The organism is Ensifer sp. R1-3 (genome assembly GCF_056739175.1).
In genome coordinates this window covers 1,256,899-1,277,423 of sequence record NZ_CP096516.1, presented here as the reverse complement: position 1 = coordinate 1,277,423, position 20,525 = coordinate 1,256,899, and the positions used below count along the sequence as shown (strand labels likewise).

Genomic DNA, 20,525 nt, shown 5'->3' with positions numbered 1-20,525 from the left:
GGGGCAATGGTTCACCGCGGGAGGAGCGAATCATGAACGACATGTGCCTCACCAATCTACAAAGCGGAATAACAATGGTCAGCGCCGCGGCAATCGAGGCATTTACCGCCCGCCTTCGCGGGCGCGTCCTGGTTGCGACCGACGCCGCCTATGACGAGGCGCGCACGATCTGGAACGGCATGATCGACCGTAGGCCCGGGCTTATCGTGCAATGCGCTGGAGCTGCCGACGTCGTCAATGCGGTGCGCTTCGCGGCGGAGAACCAGTTGCTCGTCGCGGTGCGCGGCGGCGGTCACAACATCGCCGGCAACGCGGTCTGCGACGGCGGCATGGTAATCGATCTCACGCCGATGAAGTCGGTTCGGGTCGATGCGACGACGAAGACGGCCTGGGTCGAGCCGGGAGCGACGCTTGCCGATCTGGACATGGAGACGCAGGCCTTCCGTCTTGCATTGCCGACCGGCATCAACTCGACGACCGGTATTGCCGGCCTGACGCTCGGCGGCGGGTTCGGCTGGATCACGCGCAAATTCGGATTGACGATCGACAACCTGCTTTCGGCCGATGTGGTCACGGCGAACGGCGAGCTGGTGCGCGCGAGCCCCACCGAACACCGCGACCTTTTCTGGGCCATCAGGGGCGGCGGCGGCAATTTCGGGGTCGTGACGGCCTTCGAATTCCGCCTGCACGAACTCGGCCCCGAGGTGCTCTCCGGGCTCGTCATCCATCCCTTTGCCGAAGCCGGAAGCGTGCTTCAGCAATATAGGCAGGCGCTCGAAAATGCGCCGGACGAACTCACCTGCTGGGTGGTGATGCGCCAGGCGCCGCCGCTGCCCTTCCTTCCGGCCGAATGGCACGGCAAGGAGGTCGTCGTGCTCGCCATGTGCTATTGCGGCGATCTCGAAGCGGGCGAGAAGGCGATGGCGGGGCTGCGGGCGATCGGCAACCCGATCGCCGACGTGGTATCGCCGCATCCCTTCGTCGGCTGGCAGCAGGCTTTCGACCCCTTACTCGCTCCGGGTGCCCGCAACTACTGGAAGAGCCACGACTTCATGGAGCTTTCCGATCAGGCGATCGGGATTCTCACCGAATCAATCCGGCAGTTGCCGGGCCCGGAATGCGAGATATTCATCGCCCATGTCGGCGGCGCCGCCGGTCGCGTCGCGCCCGAGGAAACCGCTTTCCCGCAGCGCAACTCGCACTTCGTCATGAACGTGCATGGCCGATGGCGGGACCCGGCGATGGACCGGGCCTGCATCGACTGGGCGAGGCATCTCTTCGAGGCGGCAAAACCCCATGCCGCCGGCACGGCCTACGTCAATTTCATGCCTGAGGACGAGATGGACCGGGTCGAGGCCGCCTACGGCGCGAACTATGGCCGGCTCGTCGAGATCAAGCGGCATTACGACCCGCTCAATCTCTTCCGGATGAACCAGAACGTCCGGCCGATAGAGGAACGCGGGGCGGCCTGAAGCGGGCGGCCTCGTTCGTAAGGCAACACCTGGAGACAGTTCATGAAGGAGGAGACGACCCGCGAAATTCTTCAATGCGCGGCGGAACACGCCGCGCGTTTCCGCGAGAAAATTGCGGAGCTGCCGCAGCGGCCGGAGCTATCCTACCCCGCCGCCTTGGAGACCTTTCGTGAAACTCTGCCGGAACGGGGAAGCGCCGGTAGCGAGGTGATCGGCGAGCTTGCCGCCAAGGCGGAGCCGGGGCTTCACGCGATGACCGGGCCGCGCTTCTTCGGCTGGGTCATCGGCGGTTCGCATCCGGTCGGGGTTGCGGCCGACTGGATGACGAGCGCCTGGGGCCAGAACGCCGGCAACCACCACGCGGCGCCGGCCGCAGCCGCCGCCGAGGCGATCGCGGCCAACTGGCTGCTCGATCTTCTCGACCTGCCGCGGGAGAGTTCCGTCGGTTTTGCGACCGGGGCGACGCTTGCCAATTTCATCTGCCTTGCCGCAGCGCGGGGAGAGGTGCTGCGGCAGGCCGGATGGGATGTCGAGGCGCAGGGCCTCTTCGGCGCGCCGCCGGTCGCGGTCCTGATCGGCGACGACGCGCATGCCACGGTCTTTTCGGCGCTGCAGTTTCTCGGCTTCGGGCACGACCGCGTCCTTCGCGTCCGGACCGACGACATGGGTCGCATCACCGGACCGGCTTTCGCCGAGGCAGCGGCGCAGGTCTCCGGTCCCTGCATTGCGATACTGCAGGCAGGACAGATCAATACCGGTGCCCTCGACGACTTCGCCGGCATTATGCCGATTGCCCGGGGTTTGGGCGCCTGGGTTCATGTCGACGGCGCCTTCGGCCTCTGGGCGCGCGCCACTCCCGGAAAGCGCGGGCTCACCGACGGGATCGACGAAGCCCACACCTGGGCCACCGATGGGCACAAATGGCTGCAGACGCCCTATGACTGCGGATATGCCATCATCCGCGATCAGGAAGCGCATCGCCGGGCGATGACGATCGCCGCGAGCTACCTGCCGCCGACCACCGAAGGTGAACGGGACCCGAGCCATTTCGTGCCCGAACTGTCGCGCCGAGCCCGCGGTTTTGCCACCTGGGCGATGATCAAGCATCTGGGACGCGAAGGCATTGCCGCCATGGTCGACCGGCACTGCCGCGTCGCCCGCGCCATCGCCCAGCGGCTGAGCCGCGAAGACGGCATAAACGTCCTGAACGAGGTAGCCCTCAATCAGGTCCTTGTGCGCTTCGGAGCGGCAGTGCCGGGTGAGGAAGGCGACCGGCTGACCCAGGCGACGACCGCCCGGCTGCAGGCCGACGGCATCCTGTTCGCCGGTGGCGCCGTCTGGCGCGGCCGAAGGGTGATGCGGATGTCGGTCATCTCCTGGCTGACAGACGACCGCGCCGGCGAGGTAGCCGCCGGGGCGATCATCGCCGCCTGGCGCGCCGTTCGTGATGGCACTGAGGTGTAAGGTGCTTTTGCCCGGCTCCGAAAGAAGGGCGGCGCGTATCGGAACCTCTCCACGCCCTTGCGGTTAGCAGGCGATGAGGCGGCTGTTCCATCACCGCGGCGAAGCCGCCGCGCCGTGCAAGGACAATGCAGCCGCTACCGCACCCCGACGTGCAACTCGAGGAGGAGCTCACATGTCACCGATGAAATTTCCGACCGTGACGGCTCTTGCCGCCACCATGGCCATCAGCGCCGCAACGGCCGCCGCCGCGCAGGCCCCCGCTCCAATTCCGCCCGCAGGAGAAATGCCGGCCCAGGATCAGGCCATTGAACCCGACTTGCAACCCGGCGATCAGGGGGGCGCTGGAAGCGTCACCCAAGGCGATCAGCAAGACATGATGCGCGAGGACATGGTACGCGGCGACGGGAAGCGCGGCGACCGGATGCGGCACCGCGACCGAATGCGGGACATGATGATGCACCGGCAGACGATGCACCGCCAGATGATGAAGATCATGTTCGCCATCACCGATGCGGACAATGACGGCGCTCTTTCCTTCGAGGAGATCAGCACCATTCACAAGCGGGTTTTCGACAAGGTCGATATCAACCGCGACGGCAAGGTCACGCCGGAAGAGATACAGGGATTCTTCCACGATTAGGAAGGCTCCGCTACGCTGGATGAAAGCAGTTTTCCTCGCCGGGGAAGGTTACGGCCGCCCCGGCCCGTCTCGTGGGGACCCTATGGCATCACTCCAGTTGAAGCGCGTCTACCAGGCGCCCGAGGCGTCCGACGGGACGCGCATTCTCGTCGACCGGCTATGGCCGCGCGGCGTCACCAAGGAAAAGGCCGGCATCGACCTCTGGCTCAAGGACATTGCGCCCAGCGACGCGCTGCGCAAGCGGTTTCATGGGAAGCCGCAGGATTGGAATGCGTTCTGCGTCGCCTATGCGGAGGAGCTCGAGAGCGGGGCGGCGGGGGCGGCGGTGGCGGAGTTGCGCGAACGGTTGAGTGAGGGGCCGCTGACGCTGCTTTATGCGGCGCGCGACGAGGCCCACAACAATGCGGTTGCGCTGAAGGCGTGGCTGGAGCGGGGAGGGACATAGGCCGCTTAGATCACTATGATTTCAAGTCGGATCGGCCTAAAATCATGGAGGTAATCGATTCTAATAAGCAGGGCGGCACGCGGGCGGAAAACCGCATGCAGTTCTCCTCATCCCGCTCTGAAGACGTGGACAGTGACCTTCACGGATCATCCGGAGCGTGGTTGCCGGTAGCAGCCCGGCATGCGGTAGCCGCATAGTAGCCATTCCTTGCATTCGCCGTGCCTGATACCGATCTATGCAATGAAAGCTTCGACCCGGACTCCAACAATAAACGTGGCATACGTCCGCCCGGCCGACCGGCCGCGCCTGCGGAGGCCGCCTTAACGACTAAAGGAGCCAGCAATGCGGGATTCTGCCAAGACCCTGAATGAGATGACGCCTCGCGAGCGCGCAAACCTGATGACCCTCGTCGCGGACGCACTTGAAGCCACCGCGGACGAGGCACAGGAAATCGGCGATGATCGGTTTGCAGCAAACTCGATCAGTCTCGCCAGAATTATCAGCGGTTGCGCCGAAGACGTCGCGACGATGGATTTGCCGGCCGCGGAGCTTCTTTTGCAGCACGGTATCTCGCTGATCGCGCTGTTCCGGCGTGAAGCGCCGCCTGTTCTGCATTAGGTCGTGTGCCTATGCTGGCCAAGCGGACCGGCTGAGAATGTCAGTGAACGCGTTAGCGTGCGGCTCGATCACGGAACTGTGCCCCGGCAGACCCAGGCGACGTTCGCAAAGGAGCGCGGACCGTCGGGCCGGCCGGCCTCGTAAGCGTCGCGCACGGCGGCACCGGTGCGCGCCCGCTCCTCCGCATCAAGCGTTGCCACATATTTTCCGAGCGGCCCTTCGCCGGCGCCAATGGGCGCCCAGTAATCGTCGAAGTTCCCGTAATCCATGCGGATCATCAGCTCGCTTTCCGTAATGTTCGCGAGACCCTGCTCGACGAATGTCCGCTTCATTTCTCCTGGCTGCATCATCGGCTGGAAGCAGTAGCGGGTGCGAAGTCGGCGCCCGCCTTCGCTGAGGGCCGCCACTGTGTCGACCATCATGCGCATACCGGGCATTCCGCCGAGATGGTCCCACACCGCCGCCGCGACGACGCCACCCGGACGCACCACGCGGCGCATCTCGGCCACGGCCTTGCCCGCTTCGGGGACGAAGTGGAGCACGAGAAGGGCGAAGGCGCGGTCGAACGTCCTGTCTTCGAACGGCAGGGCGCAGGCATCCGCTTCTCTAATCTTTATGCGCGGATTGGTGTTGCGCCGGGTCGCCTCCTCCACGAAGACGGTTGAATAGTCGATCGCGGCGATCTCTTTGAGCCTGGCGGCATCCGCGAGCGCGAAGGTGAGACTGCCGGTGCCGCAGCCGACATCCAAGACCTTTTCGCCATCGGCGACGCCGGCAAAGTCTATGAATTTCGGCGCAAGCTTCCGGCTCCAGCGGCCCATAAGCTGCTCATAGCCGGCTGCATCATGCACGTTGAAGCTTGATGTCATCAGGGCCCCCTTCGCCGCGAGTGGTAATCTAGACCTGTGAAGAGGGGTTGCCAAGGCGGCACGCATCACGCGCGTCCCACTTATCTCAGCGAAGTTCTAGCTAAGCGATTCCCTTGAATGGACCAGGCCGAATAAGCCCCAGCCAGATAAAGAACACGTCGCGATCGGAGCTGCGGCGGACCTGGCCAGTCCATCTGCAACTCTGTTGTGTGGTCACGCCATTTCGCTGTTTGGGGAATGGGGGTTTCCACCGCCCTGGTCATCGTCCGACCACCCATCGTCTGGCCACCAACCCTTCCAGCACCAAGCACCTCTTCCGTCTGCGGTCGCGCCGGATACCGCCGCACCGGCTCAAGCGATCTGCTGAGCTCGGCGCCCTTGGGCGCGCAAGCCTGTTCCAACCCTTAAAACTAAGCACTTCCGGACGGAAAACCGTTACACATTTTCCTGGAAGTGCTCTACTAAATGTCGGAAAGTCCCGCTTCCTCGATGTCCGCGGCTCCGAGCATCAGGAACTGGTTCAGCAGCACGCCGCGGCCGGCCCCGGCGGGGTATCCCGGCGCCAGATGCCGCCGAAACGGTAGATGCCCCCCTTGTGGTCCGGCATGGAAAGCCGGAGCAGCGCACCACTTGCCAGGTCGGGTTGTATGAGTGGGAGAGGCATGTTTCCGCAGGCCGATTCCCTCGCGCAACAGCGCTGCTTCACGCCAAGATCCGCAAGCCGACGCGGGCTGTGCACGAAAAAATCCCCGCCTGCGGTCCGCTCCATGCGCCCGAGCGGGTGATGGGGTGCCGCCACTGGGGCCATTGATACGGAGCCCGCCGCGATGCACTCACGCCTCGAACGCCGGTCGCCAAGGGACCGGAGATGCCGATGATGGCGTTGTGGTCCAGTACTGCCGCGGTCACCGCCCCGAGCGCCTCGACATGCAGTCGGAGCGCTTCGGCGAAGGCTCGCAGCACCTTTCCCAGCCGCTCCTCGGCAGCATGACGTCGACGGCCATATCCACTTCTACTTCCAGCCCGTCATGCAGGGCCTTGACCGCCCGGCGGCCGTGAGTTGCGGTTTGCGCGTGCCCGTGCTCGAATAGTTCAAGGTCCAGCTGCGATTTGAGATTGGCCACACCGTAGGTGATGACCAAGACGGCGTGGTTGAGCTTGCACGCGGCCCCGGCAACGCTTCCGCTATCGACCACCGCCAGAAAGACGCGGAGCTGCTCGAAGGTCGGAGTTCCTAGATTCGACACTTTCCAAAACCGCGCCACAGGGCGCAGGCCAACCTGGCCGACGACCTAGCAATGTTGGATGTACCGATGTTGCCACCCGCGGGGTACCTGGGTAGCTCCACGTAAGCCGCTCGCCATCCCTCCTTAAGACTTCTTGCCCCCGGGTTTCTTTTTCTCGAGGCTTCCCTTGAGCGCCGCCATGAGGTCGATGACGTTCCCGGCGTGGACCGGCTCTCCCTCCTTGGCTTTCGGCTTGGCTACCTTCTTCGCCGACTTCCGCTTGCTTTCTATAATTTCGAGCAGCTTTTCCTGAACGGGATCGCTGACCATGTTGGGATTCCACGGTTTGCTGCGCTCTTCGATCAGCGAGGTGACGAGGCTCATCAGTTTCGGATCGTTATCCCCATCGCCGATATCGGCGAAATAGTTCTCCGGCTTGCGCACCTCGTCGCCATAGCGAAGGGTCCATACGACGATGCCTTTGCCGCACGGTTCTAGCATCACGGCTCGTTCGCGGCGGCCGATCACGAGCCGGGAAATGCCGGCGACCTTCTCGGCTACCATGGCGTCGCGGATCACGCTGAATGCTTCGTGGCCGACTTCGTCCGAAGGCGTAAGGTAGTGAGGCTTCTCCAGCCAGATCCATTCGATCGTATCGCGCGGAACGAATTTCTCGATGTCGATCGTCCTCGCACTTTCGAGAGCGACACTCTCCAGCTCTTCGTCCTCGATCACGAGGAAATCGTTTTCACCGCGCTCGTAACCTTTCACCTCGTCGTCTTCGTCGACCTCCTTGCCGGTCACCGCATCGACATACCTGGACACGACGCGGTTGTTGGACTTGCGGTTGAGCGTGTGGAAGCGGACCTTCTCGGACTCGCTGGTCGCCGGCATCATCGAGACGGGGCAGGTGACGAGCGAGAGCTTCAGGTAGCCTTTCCAGTATGGGCGTGGGGGCGCCATCGTTCACCTTCCTAGCTGGCGCGGCGGCGCTGGGCGGGCGCGCTCTTTGCAGCCGTTTTCGCCTTGGTCTTTGCCGCGCTTTCCTTGCCCGCGCGCTTCTTCGAGGCTGCCGGGGGCTTCTTCATCCCGGCGCTTTGGCGGAGCGCCTCGAGCAGGTCATTGGCTTTCGAGACTTTCGGCGGTGCGCGTTTCGGCAGCGACTTGCCTTCGAGCTTGGCCTTGATCAGATCGGCGAGCGCGGCCTCGTAGCGATCGTCGAATTCTTCGGCCGAGAAAGTGCCCTTCTTCATGCCGATGATGTGCTTGGCGAGATCGAGCATCTCGCCCTCGATCTTGATGTCCGGAATCTCCTTGAAGGCCTCCTTAGCGCTCCGGACCTCGTAGTCGAAGTTCAGGGTCGTAGCGATCAGTCCCTTGTCATGCGGTCGAAGCAGAATGGTGCGCATGCGCCGGAAGAGGACCGTTTGGGCGATTGCGGCGACTTTCTTCTTGCGCATGCCTTCCCGAAGCAAGGCAAAGGCATCCGTGCCCATCTTGTCCGGTGTCAGATAATAGGGCTTGTCGAAATAGACCTTTTCGACCTCGTCGCAGGGAATGAATGCCTGGACCCGCAAGGTCTTGTCGCTCTCCGGAACGGCTGAGGCGACTTCCTCCGGCTCGAGCACCACATATCGCTCGTCGCCGATCTCGTAGCCCTTGACCTGATCTTCCTTTTCCACCGGCTTGCCAGAGACGCTGTCAATGAACTCGCGCCGCACCCGGTTTCCGGTCTCGCGGTTGACCGTGTGGAAGGCGATCCGGTCGGAGGTCGACGTCGCGGTATATAGCGCCACCGGCGCAGTGACTTCACCAAATCGGAGATAGCCCTTCCATTGGGCTCGTGCCGAGACTGCCATGGCTAACTCCCTGCATATCCAGGGGAGTCAACCGAATCGCATTCCGCTTTGTTCCGGTACGGGGCAAATCTCTTGAAAGATACGGAGCGAAGCAGAATGGCGATGACGAGGCTCGACAAACGATCGGCTCACAAAGCGTCGTTCAAGAATCTCGTCATCCCCGCTCAGATCAGCCCGCGTCCTTTGGCACCGGCGTGTTGAGCAGCTGCTGCTCCCAAAGGAAGGCGATGCCGCTGCCGGCGGCTCGGCGGCATGTCCGGGGCCAGCCGCGCTGCCATTCCGCAGCCACCGCCAGCCAGGTCATCATGTTCGCGCCAGCCATGATCATGCGCTGGATGGCGACCTCGTGGGCCTCGACCGAAGTGCCGCCGGACGCATCGGTGACAACCGTCACATCCCAACCTTCGCCGAGCGCCTGGATCGCCGGCGCAACGCATATCTCGATCCACAGGCCCGCGAGGATGAGCTGCTTGCGGCCGGTGGCCCTGACCGCGTCCACGACCTTCTCATCCTGCCAGGTGTGGATGAACGTCCGATCGATCACCTCTTGGCCGGGAAACACGTCAGTGATCTGGGGGAAGATGCGGCCGCCCCGATCAGCGATCACGCTCGTCAGAATCGTAGGCACGGCGAAGGCCTTGGCAGCCTTCGCCAGAGCCGCCGCATTGTTGACCAGCATCTGCGGTTCGTGGCTGTTCACGTTTGTGAGCTGATAGGGCTGGTGGTCGATCAGAACGAGGACCGAGTCTTGAGGACGAAGAAGCGAATCAAGTCCGTTACGAGGGTCATCAAGACCTCCTTTGTCCGCCGCTATGGACGGCAATGGGTTTCACGGGAGACATGCGCCAGTGGGCGACGTTGCCTGGACGCAATTTGCTGTTCCTTCTGGTTGCGGCAGGACTCGGCATCGCCTGGCTCCCCGATTGCATCACACACGAATATGTGGCCTCCGGCACGCTTGTTCCGATTATGAGACGCTATCCCCACCTTCGGCAGGCGCGTATGTCGTCCGACCGCCGGGTCAGCACCCCGCTCGCAAAGTCCGGGTCCTCGTAGAACTGCTGATCGAGTACTTCGCACGAAACCCGGACGTTTGGGATCTCGACCGTTAGAACACGAACAGGGCGAAGCCTTATCAACGAATTGCGTTCGACGGTTGCTCCACTGCGAGCCGAATAGGAATTCGGCGATCGGGAGACTAATCCCCGCGTTGGGATGCCGACAGGGCCAACCTGAGGTGGTCTCTCGCACCGGGAACCTGAGCGATAGAATGGCTTGCTATTACTCAAATATTATTTTGGTTTCATGAGTTATAGAGAGGCGCCCAATAACTCATTGTCTGGGCAGCAGGCCGATTGGCCAAAATTTCGATGACAACATATTTAGCCGCAAGAGCGCGGTATCTGGGAAATCATGGTCGATCTCAAGCAGGGTTTTGCCAATCCGCTTTCCGACGAAGCGCTTTTCACCTGGCACAAGATGCCTGACCGGGGAGGGCGTATTGAAACGATTGGGCGTACCGCGCCCATAGCGACCCGATGCAGGTGATATCGGGAAGAATCGGCCAGCCCAAAATCCATTTTGAGGCACCTCCATCCAAGCAGATAGATCGATGGCGGCGCCGGCAGCGATAAGGCCTCTTATGCAGGCGCATACGTCGGTGTGGTCGCAAGCTTGGCTAACCCTGCAGGCAGCACCAGCGAGGCGGCGGGCGATGTATCCCGTCGTCCTCGAACCCATCCCATGTTCGGGGATGGGATGAGAAGGGGCTTGCTTTCCAAAACACAAAAGACCCGCGATCCGGGGCCGAGGATCACGGGTTAGCGGTACGCATGATACGAGGTGCGGCTTTTATTGGGCGAGGCTCGTCGCCTTCTGCGGTTAGCAACGAGCCTCTGGCCGCCATGAATGAGGCGGCTGCTAACCAGAAGCAAACCACAGATCAGATCCTCCACCGATTCAGCTATCAGTGTTAACGGGCTCGTCCTTACGGGGAGGAAGAGGGTATCCCCCCTGCGTCTTGGAGCTGAAGCCACAGCCACACATTCATCCAGGAAGGCTTGCGTCAGCCTGATCTTTCGGTTTCGACCAAAAGCGAAATGGGCTCAATCGGTCTTGCGTTCAGAGCCTTGAGATCCTCGGCGAGGCCTGCGAGCTGCGCTGCAAAGTCCAGCAAATCTTAAGCCGCGCGGTGCGCCGCGATTTCCGAGAGGTCAGAAGCCGGTTCGTTTCGGCCGGCCCATTTCGCATCGCTATCGTCCATGTAGGGCATTGGCCGAAACACAGGAAACCGGAAAAATGGTCACAACTCTGAAATGGAGGTTTGAATATGACCTCAACACGCTGGTGATCCTATTCGGCTTTGGCTGCGGCCTCGTAGCGTGGGGCGCGCGACACGGCAGAGGGTGAATGCCAATCAGGATTCGCAGGCAAATTCCATCGATGGCCTCGACAAGCGCCTGACGGACGTCTCCCTCCGGTAGATCGATAATCACGAGCTTCGAATATCGGCGGTGGAGAAGCAGGCGGCCGAAGCGGCTACCTCAATGAAGGCTGTCGAGAACACGCTCAACAGCTTTTCCATCGTTACGCGTGTGATGCGCGAGACCCTGCAGCGGATCGAGGCCAGTCAGCGGGACGGCGCGCAGCTCCGGCGTTAATGCCGGCACTGCTAGTGGTGTGACAGCCACCGTCTGCCGAGATATTCCAACGCTTTCAGGCGGGCGGTATCGCGTTCGTGGTTAACGCCAACCGACTTCAGCCGATATGGATCGTTCTCTTTGGAGTGTCTGGCGCGGGTTTCTCGTCAGTGGATGCGCTTCTTCCGGTAGGCTGTGATCGTCTCGGTCTCGCATCCTTGAAAGTCCTGTAAAGCGTGCGCACCTCAGAGCTTCCCAGAAGGGACGACGCGGGGAGCTCTAAGGCATCACTCACACGAGCGGCAGACGAGAATGCCGCTCCGGGTGACAACTCCAATATGCCTCGATGATTTCGCTCAGCGCTCCGCCTAAGAACCTTTGCCATCGATGAGCCGGACTAAGGTTCGGCCGACATGGACACGAGACTTGCAGACCTAAAACGCAAGCCGCGGCTCCTCATCGAGCTTAACCAGCTCGGATATGAGGTGATCGGGGATGTGCAGCACCTATCCGCAGCCGATGCTCGGTACGGGTGGATGGGACTGCCGACTGCAGTTAGTCCATCGCCCCGGCCTATGCGAAAACGAAGTCCGCCCTCGAGAAGTTGGCAGCGGTGAGACTGCCGTTGGGATCGTCCACCAGGATGGAGAACGCGTTCCCGGCAGAATTATAGCCCTTCACCAGCACGTCGCCGCCGGTGGCGTCGTAGGCGTAGATCGTACCTGCGGCGCCGGAATTGGAGTACTGCTTGACCCCGAGCGACTCGATGGCAAGCAAGTCCAGGCCATCCTGAAAATCCATGACGGTATCCTGGCCAGATAGTGCCCCTAAGCCCTTGAAGACAAAGCGGTCGGAATCGGATCCGCCCCAGAGTATGTCGCTTCCCGCGTCGCCTGAGAGAACGTCTCGGCCTGCGTCACCCCGCAGTGTGTCATTGCCAGTGCCGCCAAAAAGGCGATCCTGATGGATGCCGCCGCTCAGATAATCGTCGCCGGCCCCGCTGGTCAGGATGTCATCTCCGTCATCCCCAAAGGCCCGGTCGTTACCGGCCCCCACCGAGATTCTGTCATTGCCGCTGCCACCATGGGCTTCGTCGCTTCCGCCCTCCGAATCCAACACATCGTTGCCGTCGCCGCCATCGAGATAGTTGTTTCCGTTGCCGCCATCGACGATGTCGTCGCCGATGCCGCCATAGACCCGGTCGTTTCCGGATTGGCCCTTTAGAGCGTCGTTGCCCCCTTCGCCATAGATGGTATCGTTGCCGGCGCCACCACCTACTGCCTGCTGCGTCAGCTTGCCCGTTGCGGGGTTCACCCGATTGTTGAAGCCGTCGTCTCCGGACCCAGCAAAAATAATGTCGTCGCCCTCGTCTGCGTCGATGTAATCTTCTCCCGCGCCACCAAAAATCTTGTCGTGTCCCCGACCGCCCAGCATCTGGTCATGGCCATGGCCGCCATCGAGAACGTCGTTGCCTTCCCCGCCGTCAAAGATGTCGTTCCCTATTCCACCCATGAACGCATCGTTCCCGAGGCCGCCGTCGAGCCGATCGTTACCCTCGCCGCCCTCGGCATAGTCATCGCCGACGCCGCCGACGATATAGTCATTGCCATCTCCGCCAAAGATCCTGTCATTGCCGACGCCGCCGTAGAGATAATCGTCGCCTGCATATCCCCATATCTGGTCGTCGCTAAGAAAGCCACGGATGACGTCAGACAGGCTAGTTCCATTGAGGATCATTTCTTCCCTCTAGATTTCGCGGAGCGGTAATTCGTGAGAAGGCTCAAAGTGACTAGCGGATCTTTTAAGGCTTAAAAACAATGCGCACAATTCGGACAGGTGGACTAGACCACTTGTTGGGATACTTGCTAGCGAAAGTCGAGGGGTGACCGAGCCAGCAGATTAGCCCGCAGACAAAAGCCCGAGGCGAGGGGCCTGGGCCTTCCATCGAGATGGAGTGTAGGGCTGGGGGCCATCCCAAACCCCTTATGGGTTTGTCTGTAATGCTACGGGCGACGGGCGGTGGCTTCAAGAACCTTTGTGTGCCGTTCTGGTTAAGTGGTTAAGCGCCTGCCACATTCGGGCAAGAAATGCCTCAAAAAGAGAATTCCGAAGTTTTGCGTCTCGGTTCAGCCTGGCGACCTCTTTTTCGGAGTGTACGAACGAGGTCGACCCGTAACGCGGTGGCAAAGAGCGCCGGCCGTGCTGCAACCGCGTTTCACCTGCTAGTCGGCTTCCTCACCATCCGGCACAATTTCAACGTCCAGCAGAACGTCTCTGGTGACAGCTATCATATGGGCGGTCACGACTATGGCGGCTTTCGTCGCCGGGATCTTTATGAACGACTTCGTCGAGTTCCGGTCGGACACGCGGGCCACATCGAAGACGCGTCTCAACGACTTCGATGGAACAACAAAGGCGTCTCTTCTGGGGAAACCGCAGCTCGACCAGAGGATCTCGATGCGAGGTAGTCTGTTGGAATTCCAGATAGCGGCGCGCGAGATAAGCTACAACCGGCACTGACCAATCAGGCGCTTTCCCTTGATTCCGTTTCTGCTGAGAGTAAAATATCCGCAAGCGACGTTCGAAGCGGTTCCCTTGAATGGAACAGGGCAATTCGCCCCAGCTATGTGACGGCAAACGTCGCGATCGGAGCTGCAGCAGTCCCCCGCTGCAGCTCTATTTGTCTCAGGCCATCTCTCGGTCTTGACGAACGGGGCTACCGCGGTCGCCGCCACCATCGTCATCCGGGCCCCAACCTTCAATCATCACCCAGCGCTTCCTTCGCCTGGCGACCATGGAGACGGGCGATGAGCATCTGTAGCAGCTCGTGCTCTGAAATGCCGCTCTCCGGCGGCCGGTCGGCGGCAATGTCCTTCTGGCAGTCCCAAATGAGCTGCTTCATCTTCTCTTTGCCGCCCATGGTCCATCTCCTCGGCAGGTGAACACGTCACCGGGCATGAGGTTCCAGTCCTTGCCGGCGGCCGGTCGGCTCCTATCCTTTATCCATGTTGATGGAGGAAAGCATGGCAGATAATCCGAAGAAGAGAGGCCGCGACCGCGAGCTGGTGTCCGAACAGGAGCACGAGGTCGCGTACCTCATGCGAACGGCGAGGGTGACGCGGCAGAAGGCGCTTGAGGCGATCCGCGAAGCCGGGCCGAACCGAGATAAGGTGATGGACTACCTTCAGAGCAAGTAGAAGATATCAAAAAGAGTGAGTGCCCGCACCAGGGGATGGTGGCGGGCACTCTGAACAGGTTGGGGGACCTGGTGCCGCGGAATGCGCGGCGCCACGAATAACGCATCTCGTGCGACTTTGTTCCAGGCTTCCTGCAGCATTTATTTACCAGGTTTGGCCTTCCCTTTGGCGTTATTTCCTCCTTTACCGCCCTTCGTGCCATTTCCACCCTTGCCGCCCTTTGCACTATTCCCGCCGCCGCCGCCCTTTCCCCCGGAGGCGCCGCTGCCGGATGCTGCGATGGCATCAGAAGTGAGGCTGGTCGACAGCAACATGGTCACTGCAGGCGGGGTGACTGCCGCGAAGCGGCCGCAAGCCTTTAAAAACTCGCGCCTATCTTCCTCGGCGGGCGAACCCTCTTTTCGAAGCTCTTCCAATTGCTCACCCTCCGTTTGTCTGCGGTAATTCTACAGCAGTTGCTAATGTTCACCAATATAGCTTTCTCTATAGCCGTTGGCCTGCATCTGACCGCTGACCGCTCGACCGCATCTGCGCGATTTTCCACTCGGGGCGATGCTCAAAGCAGAACCAACTCGGCTCCGACCGGCCGACGGTGAAACCAAAGCCACCCCATCTCGTGCAGCCAGGATGCTCGCAGCAATGGACCTAGCGGCCGGTCTCGTAGCGGGGTTCGCGCCATGTTCGTCACTCATCCGCTTGATCCTCCTCCTCGGCCGGCGCCAAACTGCTGCTCGAAAATCTCTTCCCAATTCGGATGGCAGGAAGCGCCGACGTGCTTCAATGGCTCACGCCAGCAGTGCGGCCGAGATTATCCGCGCCATCTCCTTGCGCGCGCTATCTGCTTTTAGTCGGTCGCGGTCGCAGGCGGCCCGCCGCAGTTCAAGCGGGATTGAGTAGAGCGTCTGCGTAACGAATGGCGTGATTGCCGGAGACCGCAACACCGTCTCGACATCGAAGATTGCAAAGACCCCGAAGGATTCGGCAACTCCCATAGCGAGTTCGTGGACGCCGCGCACCTCGACGGGACCGCGATACTGGTCGAGACCGGCAAAGGCCCGCCTTTGGTGCAAAGGCATTACCGCAAGATCGACTTCAATTGCGGTTCCTATCTCATCTTCAAGTGTTCGCATGATGCGCGCCTTTCGCCCCTGGACTGGCGCCCGCATCGCCGCCGAATGTTCCTAATATGTTCTCTCAGCCAAAAGAGTCAGTTCGGCTTTTTCCGGCTCCTGTGTTAATGGTTAGATGGCCAAAGCATCCTCAAAGAAGGCTTGCGAAATCGCTCCAATCGATCCCATGCCGGCGCGTGTCGATCCCTGCCTTGCGACGCTGGTCGACAAGTCGCCGAAGGGGTCGGACTGGGCTTACGAAGTGAAGGGCACGTGTGTGGACGCCACGGAAGATGCAAGCGGAAACTTACCTCGGTACATGCATGTGGTCAGGCGCTGACGTTTGTCCAGCCTCATGTGGCGAGATCGAGGCGCCGCGGGCCTTTATGGAGTTCGTGGATCGGATCCCAATCGGCTACACGTGCTTCTGAGCACTCATCCCACTGCTGGTTTATCCAATCCCGTTCTCTGACCGATTGCCCATAATCGCCGTTAGACCTCACCACATTCCCGATGTCTCGCGACTTCTGGCTGCTGCATCAGGCAGGGCCAGGGGCCGGATCTTCGTAGACGCCCCGCGGGCCATGAGAGCCCAGGCGATACGCGCCAATTTGTTGGCCAGAGCGACTGCAATTAGCTTTGGCGGTTTCGTCAGAATCATTCTTGCCGGCCAGGTACCAGCCGGCGCGCCGCGTCGCCTCGCCCAACGGACGACGGTCGTGCCTCCAATGATGAGCAGCCGCCGCAAATCTCGCTGCCCATTTTCGATGTCTTTCCCGACGCTCCTTGCCTCCGGACGAGTTCTGTTTTGGCGTAAGCCCGATCCACGCCGCAAAATCACGGCCCTTGGAAAGGCCGCCGCCGAGGGTGCCAAGGCTTCCATTGCTGTGGCGCAAATTGCACCAATCCCTGGAATGGTGGTCAAGCGCGAGGCAACCTCGTCCTGTCGAGCTCTGGCCCGCAAGTCTTGCTCCAGGGCGTTGATCCGTCAGAGATTCGATGTGCTGCAGCAGTCCGAAGCTCAGGCTTCTGGCGGTCCCTAGCAGGTCCGGATGCGTTCCGATCAATTGCCCAGGCGGGGAACGTTTTGCATCGCTTGCGCGACGACCAAGCCGAATTCCATCAGATGCCCCCGCAACGCGTTGATCGTTTGCGTTCGTGGGCGGACCAAAAGAGATGGGGACATTTCATTCCGCAGACATGGGTTACACTTTCGGCCTTTGCGAGGAGAGCAAAGGTGCCTTGGCAGGAGTGCAACCGCATGGACGAACGTCTCAAATTTCGTTGCGCGGGTTCTGGATGGCGAGAAGATCGCGGTGCTTTGCCGCCAGTTCGGCATCTCCCGCAAGACCGGTGCCACAAGGTCATCAGCCGCTATAATGCCTGCGGGGTGGAAGGACTGACCGACCGCTCGCGGCGTCCTTACCGGCACGCCAATCAGCTTCCATTCCAAATCGAGAAGCTGATTGTGCGTGCCAAGCAGGAGAAGCCGAATTGGGGCGCACCGAAGATCAGGGAACGACTGGCGCGGTTTTACCCGGACGTGCAAACGCCGGCGATCTCAACCGTGCACGCGGTGCTCGACCGCAACGGGCTGGTCGAGCACCGCAAGCGACGGCGAAACAGGGCACAGGGAACACCATTCTCCCAACCGTGTCGAGCGAACGACTTGTGGTGCGCCGATTACAAGGATGAGTTCATGCTCGCCGACAAGCGCTACTGCTATCCGTTGACGATCACCGATTTCGCCAGCCGCTACCTCCTGGCCTGTGAGGCGCTTCACACCACCAAGGAGGTTTACGCTTTCACCGTGTTCGAGCGCGTTTTCCAGGAGTTCGGCTTACCCCGTGCGATCAGAACCGACAACGGCGTGCCCTTCGCCAGCCCCAATGCACTGTTCAATCTTTCCCGGTTATCGGTGTGGTGGCTCAGGCTTGGCATCGACATTGAACGTATCAAACCAGGCCATCCGCAGCAGAACGGCCGCCATGAGCGCATGCATCCGGCCTTGAAGCTGGAGACAACCAAACCGGCCGGTGCCAATTTCCTGCAGCAGCAGGCCCGCTTCGACGATTTCGTCGAAGAATTCAACATCGAACGGCCCCATCAGGCCCCTAATATGGCCTGCCCAGCCGAGTGCTACAGCGTTTCACCGCGCCCCTACCGCGGACTGCCGAGTCTGGGCTATCCTTTCCACGACCAGGCGGTGGCCGTCACCACATGCGGGCGCATCTGCTACAAACGCAAGAAGATCAACTTAAGCCAGGTCTTCGCCGGGCAGACCGTCGGAATCAAACAGGTCGAAGACCACATATGGCTCACCAGCTTCATGCAGTATGATCTGGGATATTTCGATGACGAGACATGCAGACTGGAACCACTTCAAAACCGTTCGGGCCGAAAGTGTTACCTATGTCTCAGGAATAAACCGTAACCTATGTGTCCAGACTGGACCGGCAATATTTGGCGCACCCGACAGGATTCGAACCTGTGACCTTTGGAATCGGAATCCAACACTCTATCCAGCTGAGCTACGGGTGCATCCGTTTGGCGGCAGGGCCGCCGAAGCAGGCTGTGAGCGGTTCTTAGCCTAGCTTGCGCGCCGCTTCAATGGTGATTGACTGAGTTTGCAGCGGAAATTTGCGTTTGGTGTCCGCGCGAAGCGGCTTGCGCGAAGAAAATGCCGCGTCCGTCGACGCGGCATTGGGGGCGTTCGTGTCGCCTCACGCCATCTGCATGGCGCCGGGGCCGGGGATGGCCTTGGGGGGCACCTTGCCCATGATGATCATGCCGAGCACCTCGTCCTTGGTCACGTCCTCGGTGCGGGCGTGGCCGACGACCTGGCCGTTTTTCATGACGGAGACGCGGTCGGCGAGGTCGAAGACGTCGTGGATGTCGTGGCTGATCAGGAAGATGCCGATGCCCTCGCGCTTCAATTGCTTGATGAGCTCGCCCACCTGCGCGGTTTCCTGCGGCCCGAGCGCCGCGGTCGGCTCGTCCATGATCAGGATGCGGGCGTCGAAGAGGATGGCGCGGGCGATCGCCACCGATTGCCGCTGGCCGCCGGAAAGCGCCTTCACCGGCTCCTTGAAGCGCTGGAAGTTGGGGTTGAGCCGGCCCATCACTTCGCGGGCCTTGGCTTCCATCGCCACGTCGTCGAGCGTGCCCCAGGGGGTGCGCAGTTCGCGGCCGAGATAGAGATTGGCGGCGGCGTCGACATTGTCGGCCACGGCGAGCGTCTGGTAGATCGTCTCGATGCCGTATTTCTTGGCGTCGCGCGGATTGTTGATCTCGGCCGGCTCGCCGTTGATCAGGATCTCGCCGGCATCGCGCTTGTAGGCGCCGGAGAGAATCTTGATGAGCGTGGACTTGCCGGCACCGTTATGGCCGAGGAGGGCGACCACCTCGCCGGGGTAGAGATCGACGGAAGCATCGTCCACCGCGTGGATGCCGCCGAAGGAGATGGAAATGTTTTTCATTTCCACGAGCGGAGTGCGTTGTTCAGTCATGTTCGAACTCCTGATTATTTTGCACGGGCGCGGTAGACGGTGTCGAGCCAGACGGCGGTGACGAGCACGACGCCGACGACGATCCGCTGGAAGGGCGTATCGATCCCCAGAAGGACCATGCCCGACTGCAGGGATTGCATGACGAGCGCGCCGATCATCGCGCCGGCAATGGTGCCGACGCCGCCGGCAAGCGAGGTCCCGCCGATGACTGCGGCCGCGATCGTGTAGAGCTCGTCGAGCTCGCCCTGGGCATTGGTCGCCGCGTTGAGGCGCGCCGTCGAGATGGCCGCTGCGATGGCGCAGAGCACGCCCATCAGCGTGAAGATCTTGACGGTGACCCAGCGCGTCTTGATGCCGGCGAGCTCGGCCGCTTCGGGGTTGCCGCCGAGTGCGAAGACGTAGCGGCCGAAGCGAAGGCGGGTGGCGATGAAGGTCATGACGATGCCGACGACAATCGCGACCAGGACAGGAATGGCAATGCCGTGCGAGATCTGCAGGCCTCCGTCCGGCCAGGCGATGCCGTTCGCATCGGCATATCTGCGGGCGATATTGACCGGCCAGTAATAATGGTTGGCCACGGCGACTGCGCCAAGCACCAGGGCGCAGCCGAGGATCGACAGGAAATACTCGGCCCAGACAGGGCGTAGCGGGAAGCCAAAGCGCTTGCGCTGCTTGCGCGAATTCAGAATGGCGCCGACGATGGCGATACAGGCGAGGAAGCCGACGATCCAGCTTGCCGTCGCGCCGATGGAGCCCTCGGTGCCGCCGCCCATGAGACGGAAGGTGGCGTCCATCGGCGCAACCGTCTGGCCGCTCGTCACGAACCAGGTTGCGCCGCGCCAGACCAGCAGGCCGCCGAGCGTCACGATGAAAGCGGGAACGTTGAGGAAGGCGATGATCGATCCGTGAAGCGCGCCGATGGCGCCGCCGACCGCGATGCCGCAGGCAAGGGTGATCGCCCAGGTGGCGGGATGGCCGAGGCCGAGATATTGCGGCAGGACCTGCGCCTGCAGGACGCCCATGATCATGCCGCAGAAGCCGAGCACGGAGCCAACCGAGAGGTCGATGTTGCGGGTGACGATGACCAGCACCATGCCGGTCGCCATGACGGCGACGGATGAGGTCTGGACGGTCAGGTTCCACAGGTTGCGCGGTTTCAGGAACAGGCCGTCGAACAGTCCGCCGGTCATCACCTGGAAACCGAGCCATATGATGATCAGCGCGCCGACCATGCCGAGCAGCCGGGTATCGATTTCGGTGGCACGGAAGAAGCGTTTCACCGGGTTTTCGTCCGTCGTGCGGGCGCGGCCGGCCTGCGCGCCCGGTTTCTGATCGGCCCGTGTCTGGTTGGCTTTTGTGATGTCGGCCATGGCCATGCCATCCCCCACTTATCTGTCGATGTCGTTCGATCCGCTTCGCACCTTGCAAGAGCGCCGCAACGGTGTGCGTTGCGGCGCTCTTGAAGACCAGAGATCGGC

The 20,525-nt window shown here is 61.5% G+C and carries 18 protein-coding genes, 1 tRNA gene and 8 pseudogenes; 11 read left to right on the top strand and 16 right to left on the bottom strand.

Annotated features, from left to right (window positions below; all coding sequences use genetic code 11):
• Window positions 1-32 precede the first annotated feature (32 nt).
• The 5 genes from M1D43_RS23140 (at window position 33) to M1D43_RS23120 (ending at window position 4,639) form a co-directional block, all read left to right on the top strand.
• Entirely contained in the window at window positions 33-1,472 is a 1,440-nt protein-coding gene (locus M1D43_RS23140) for an FAD-binding oxidoreductase (RefSeq protein WP_014527869.1), read from the top strand.
• Window positions 1,473-1,514: 42 nt separating this feature from the next.
• Window positions 1,515-2,936, top strand: a complete 1,422-nt coding sequence (locus M1D43_RS23135) for a pyridoxal phosphate-dependent decarboxylase family protein (RefSeq protein WP_122103560.1) — start codon at window positions 1,515-1,517, stop codon at window positions 2,934-2,936.
• Window positions 2,937-3,108: 172 nt separating this feature from the next.
• A complete protein-coding gene (locus tag M1D43_RS23130; protein WP_164777830.1) occupies window positions 3,109-3,576 on the top strand; it encodes an EF-hand domain-containing protein in 468 nt (155 codons plus the stop codon).
• Window positions 3,577-3,658: 82 nt separating this feature from the next.
• The gene (locus M1D43_RS23125; protein ID WP_014530232.1) at window positions 3,659-4,021 is read left to right on the top strand and encodes a DUF488 domain-containing protein; all 363 of its coding nucleotides are present in this window, start codon (window positions 3,659-3,661) and stop codon (window positions 4,019-4,021) included.
• Window positions 4,022-4,363: 342 nt separating this feature from the next.
• The gene (locus tag M1D43_RS23120; protein ID WP_013850457.1) at window positions 4,364-4,639 is read left to right on the top strand and encodes a hypothetical protein; all 276 of its coding nucleotides are present in this window, start codon (window positions 4,364-4,366) and stop codon (window positions 4,637-4,639) included.
• Window positions 4,640-4,707: 68 nt separating this feature from the next.
• On the opposite strand, the gene M1D43_RS23115 is transcribed toward M1D43_RS23120, so the two are convergent.
• From M1D43_RS23115 to M1D43_RS23095, 5 genes are all read right to left on the bottom strand, one after another.
• Entirely contained in the window at window positions 4,708-5,508 is an 801-nt protein-coding gene (locus M1D43_RS23115) for a class I SAM-dependent methyltransferase (protein WP_014527872.1), read from the bottom strand.
• Window positions 5,509-6,413: 905 nt separating this feature from the next.
• Window positions 6,414-6,755 carry a helix-turn-helix domain-containing protein gene (locus M1D43_RS23110; RefSeq protein ID WP_234704479.1) on the bottom strand — a complete coding sequence of 114 codons (342 nt, stop codon included), beginning with the start codon at window positions 6,753-6,755 and terminating at the stop codon, window positions 6,414-6,416.
• 123 nt (window positions 6,756-6,878) lie between these two features.
• Entirely contained in the window at window positions 6,879-7,697 is an 819-nt protein-coding gene (gene ku, locus M1D43_RS23105) for a non-homologous end joining protein Ku (RefSeq protein WP_010976057.1), read from the bottom strand.
• A gap of 11 nt (window positions 7,698-7,708) precedes the next feature.
• On the bottom strand, window positions 7,709-8,593 hold the full coding sequence (ku, locus tag M1D43_RS23100; protein ID WP_010976056.1) for a non-homologous end joining protein Ku: 885 nt from the start codon (window positions 8,591-8,593) through the stop codon (window positions 7,709-7,711).
• Window positions 8,594-8,762: 169 nt separating this feature from the next.
• Window positions 8,763-9,416, bottom strand: a complete 654-nt coding sequence (locus M1D43_RS23095; protein ID WP_122103558.1) for an isochorismatase family protein — start codon at window positions 9,414-9,416, stop codon at window positions 8,763-8,765.
• Window positions 9,417-9,484: 68 nt separating this feature from the next.
• Between M1D43_RS23095 and M1D43_RS23090 the strand changes: the two are divergent.
• Window positions 9,485-9,705: pseudogene (locus M1D43_RS23090) on the top strand (LysR substrate-binding domain-containing protein); the annotation flags it as partial.
• 953 nt (window positions 9,706-10,658) lie between these two features.
• Here M1D43_RS23090 and M1D43_RS23085 read toward each other — a convergent pair.
• Window positions 10,659-10,856 (bottom strand): annotated as a pseudogene (locus tag M1D43_RS23085) (hypothetical protein).
• Between the two features lie 35 nt (window positions 10,857-10,891).
• Here M1D43_RS23085 and M1D43_RS23080 point away from each other — a divergent pair.
• Window positions 10,892-11,253 (top strand): annotated as a pseudogene (locus M1D43_RS23080) (hypothetical protein).
• Window positions 11,254-11,645: 392 nt separating this feature from the next.
• Window positions 11,646-11,849 carry a hypothetical protein gene (locus tag M1D43_RS23075; RefSeq protein ID WP_371070291.1) on the top strand — a complete coding sequence of 68 codons (204 nt, stop codon included), beginning with the start codon at window positions 11,646-11,648 and terminating at the stop codon, window positions 11,847-11,849.
• On the opposite strand, the gene M1D43_RS23070 is transcribed toward M1D43_RS23075, so the two are convergent.
• Window positions 11,806-12,969, bottom strand: a complete 1,164-nt coding sequence (locus tag M1D43_RS23070) for a calcium-binding protein (RefSeq protein ID WP_010976052.1) — start codon at window positions 12,967-12,969, stop codon at window positions 11,806-11,808. The two genes, M1D43_RS23075 and M1D43_RS23070, sit on opposite strands and share 44 nt — an antisense overlap.
• A gap of 540 nt (window positions 12,970-13,509) precedes the next feature.
• Between M1D43_RS23070 and M1D43_RS23065 the strand changes: the two genes are divergently transcribed.
• The gene (locus tag M1D43_RS23065) at window positions 13,510-13,752 is read left to right on the top strand and encodes a hypothetical protein (protein ID WP_017269815.1); all 243 of its coding nucleotides are present in this window, start codon (window positions 13,510-13,512) and stop codon (window positions 13,750-13,752) included.
• Window positions 13,753-13,917: 165 nt separating this feature from the next.
• Here the strand turns inward: M1D43_RS23065 and M1D43_RS23060 are convergent.
• A pseudogene (locus M1D43_RS23060) lies at window positions 13,918-14,152 on the bottom strand (hypothetical protein).
• 103 nt (window positions 14,153-14,255) lie between these two features.
• Here M1D43_RS23060 and M1D43_RS23055 point away from each other — a divergent pair.
• A complete protein-coding gene (locus tag M1D43_RS23055) occupies window positions 14,256-14,429 on the top strand; it encodes a DUF3606 domain-containing protein (protein WP_013850466.1) in 174 nt (57 codons plus the stop codon).
• Window positions 14,430-14,569: 140 nt separating this feature from the next.
• Here the strand turns inward: M1D43_RS23055 and M1D43_RS23050 are convergent, their stop codons facing one another.
• The 5 genes and pseudogenes from M1D43_RS23050 to M1D43_RS23030 form a co-directional block, all read right to left on the bottom strand.
• Window positions 14,570-14,845 carry a hypothetical protein gene (locus M1D43_RS23050; RefSeq protein WP_014527876.1) on the bottom strand — a complete coding sequence of 92 codons (276 nt, stop codon included), beginning with the start codon at window positions 14,843-14,845 and terminating at the stop codon, window positions 14,570-14,572.
• Between the two features lie 67 nt (window positions 14,846-14,912).
• Window positions 14,913-15,023 (bottom strand): annotated as a pseudogene (locus M1D43_RS23045) (hypothetical protein); the annotation flags it as partial.
• Window positions 15,024-15,117: 94 nt separating this feature from the next.
• A pseudogene (locus M1D43_RS23040) lies at window positions 15,118-15,559 on the bottom strand (hypothetical protein).
• Window positions 15,560-16,077: 518 nt separating this feature from the next.
• Window positions 16,078-16,362 (bottom strand): hypothetical protein, encoded by a 285-nt coding sequence (locus M1D43_RS23035; RefSeq protein ID WP_411756087.1) that lies wholly within the window; start codon window positions 16,360-16,362, stop codon window positions 16,078-16,080.
• A pseudogene (locus tag M1D43_RS23030) lies at window positions 16,251-16,502 on the bottom strand (IS110 family transposase); the annotation flags it as partial. The gene M1D43_RS23035 and the pseudogene M1D43_RS23030, both read right to left, overlap by 112 nt.
• Window positions 16,503-16,775: 273 nt before the next feature.
• Between M1D43_RS23030 and M1D43_RS23025 the strand changes: the two are divergent.
• Window positions 16,776-17,965, top strand: a pseudogene (locus M1D43_RS23025) (helix-turn-helix domain-containing protein).
• Between the two features lie 37 nt (window positions 17,966-18,002).
• Here the strand turns inward: M1D43_RS23025 and M1D43_RS23020 are convergent.
• The 3 genes from M1D43_RS23020 to M1D43_RS23010 all read right to left on the bottom strand — a co-directional run bounded on the left by M1D43_RS23020 (window position 18,003) and on the right by M1D43_RS23010 (window position 20,423).
• A tRNA-Arg gene (locus tag M1D43_RS23020) sits at window positions 18,003-18,079 on the bottom strand.
• A 182-nt stretch (window positions 18,080-18,261) separates the two neighbouring features.
• The gene (locus tag M1D43_RS23015) at window positions 18,262-19,047 is read right to left on the bottom strand and encodes an ATP-binding cassette domain-containing protein (protein WP_003535549.1); all 786 of its coding nucleotides are present in this window, start codon (window positions 19,045-19,047) and stop codon (window positions 18,262-18,264) included.
• A gap of 14 nt (window positions 19,048-19,061) precedes the next feature.
• A complete protein-coding gene (locus M1D43_RS23010; protein WP_015242893.1) occupies window positions 19,062-20,423 on the bottom strand; it encodes a sugar ABC transporter permease in 1,362 nt (453 codons plus the stop codon).
• Between the last annotated feature and the right edge of the window lie 102 nt (window positions 20,424-20,525).

What these genes read in the sequence shown, in the direction of transcription:
- M1D43_RS23140 (WP_014527869.1), top strand. Translation starts at nt 33, where the DNA reads ATGAACGACATGTGCCTCACCAATCTACAAAGCGGAATAACAATGGTC.
- M1D43_RS23135 (WP_122103560.1), top strand. Translation starts at nt 1,515, where the DNA reads ATGAAGGAGGAGACGACCCGCGAAATTCTTCAATGCGCGGCGGAACAC.
- M1D43_RS23130 (WP_164777830.1), top strand. Translation starts at nt 3,109, where the DNA reads ATGTCACCGATGAAATTTCCGACCGTGACGGCTCTTGCCGCCACCATG.
- M1D43_RS23125 (WP_014530232.1), top strand. Translation starts at nt 3,659, where the DNA reads ATGGCATCACTCCAGTTGAAGCGCGTCTACCAGGCGCCCGAGGCGTCC.
- M1D43_RS23120 (WP_013850457.1), top strand. Translation starts at nt 4,364, where the DNA reads ATGCGGGATTCTGCCAAGACCCTGAATGAGATGACGCCTCGCGAGCGC.
- M1D43_RS23115 (WP_014527872.1), bottom strand. Translation starts at nt 5,508, where the DNA reads ATGACATCAAGCTTCAACGTGCATGATGCAGCCGGCTATGAGCAGCTT.
- ku (WP_010976057.1), bottom strand. Translation starts at nt 7,697, where the DNA reads ATGGCGCCCCCACGCCCATACTGGAAAGGCTACCTGAAGCTCTCGCTC.
- ku (WP_010976056.1), bottom strand. Translation starts at nt 8,593, where the DNA reads ATGGCAGTCTCGGCACGAGCCCAATGGAAGGGCTATCTCCGATTTGGT.
- M1D43_RS23075 (WP_371070291.1), top strand. Translation starts at nt 11,646, where the DNA reads ATGGACACGAGACTTGCAGACCTAAAACGCAAGCCGCGGCTCCTCATC.
- M1D43_RS23070 (WP_010976052.1), bottom strand. Translation starts at nt 12,969, where the DNA reads ATGATCCTCAATGGAACTAGCCTGTCTGACGTCATCCGTGGCTTTCTT.
- M1D43_RS23055 (WP_013850466.1), top strand. Translation starts at nt 14,256, where the DNA reads ATGGCAGATAATCCGAAGAAGAGAGGCCGCGACCGCGAGCTGGTGTCC.
- M1D43_RS23015 (WP_003535549.1), bottom strand. Translation starts at nt 19,047, where the DNA reads ATGACTGAACAACGCACTCCGCTCGTGGAAATGAAAAACATTTCCATC.
- M1D43_RS23010 (WP_015242893.1), bottom strand. Translation starts at nt 20,423, where the DNA reads ATGGCCATGGCCGACATCACAAAAGCCAACCAGACACGGGCCGATCAG.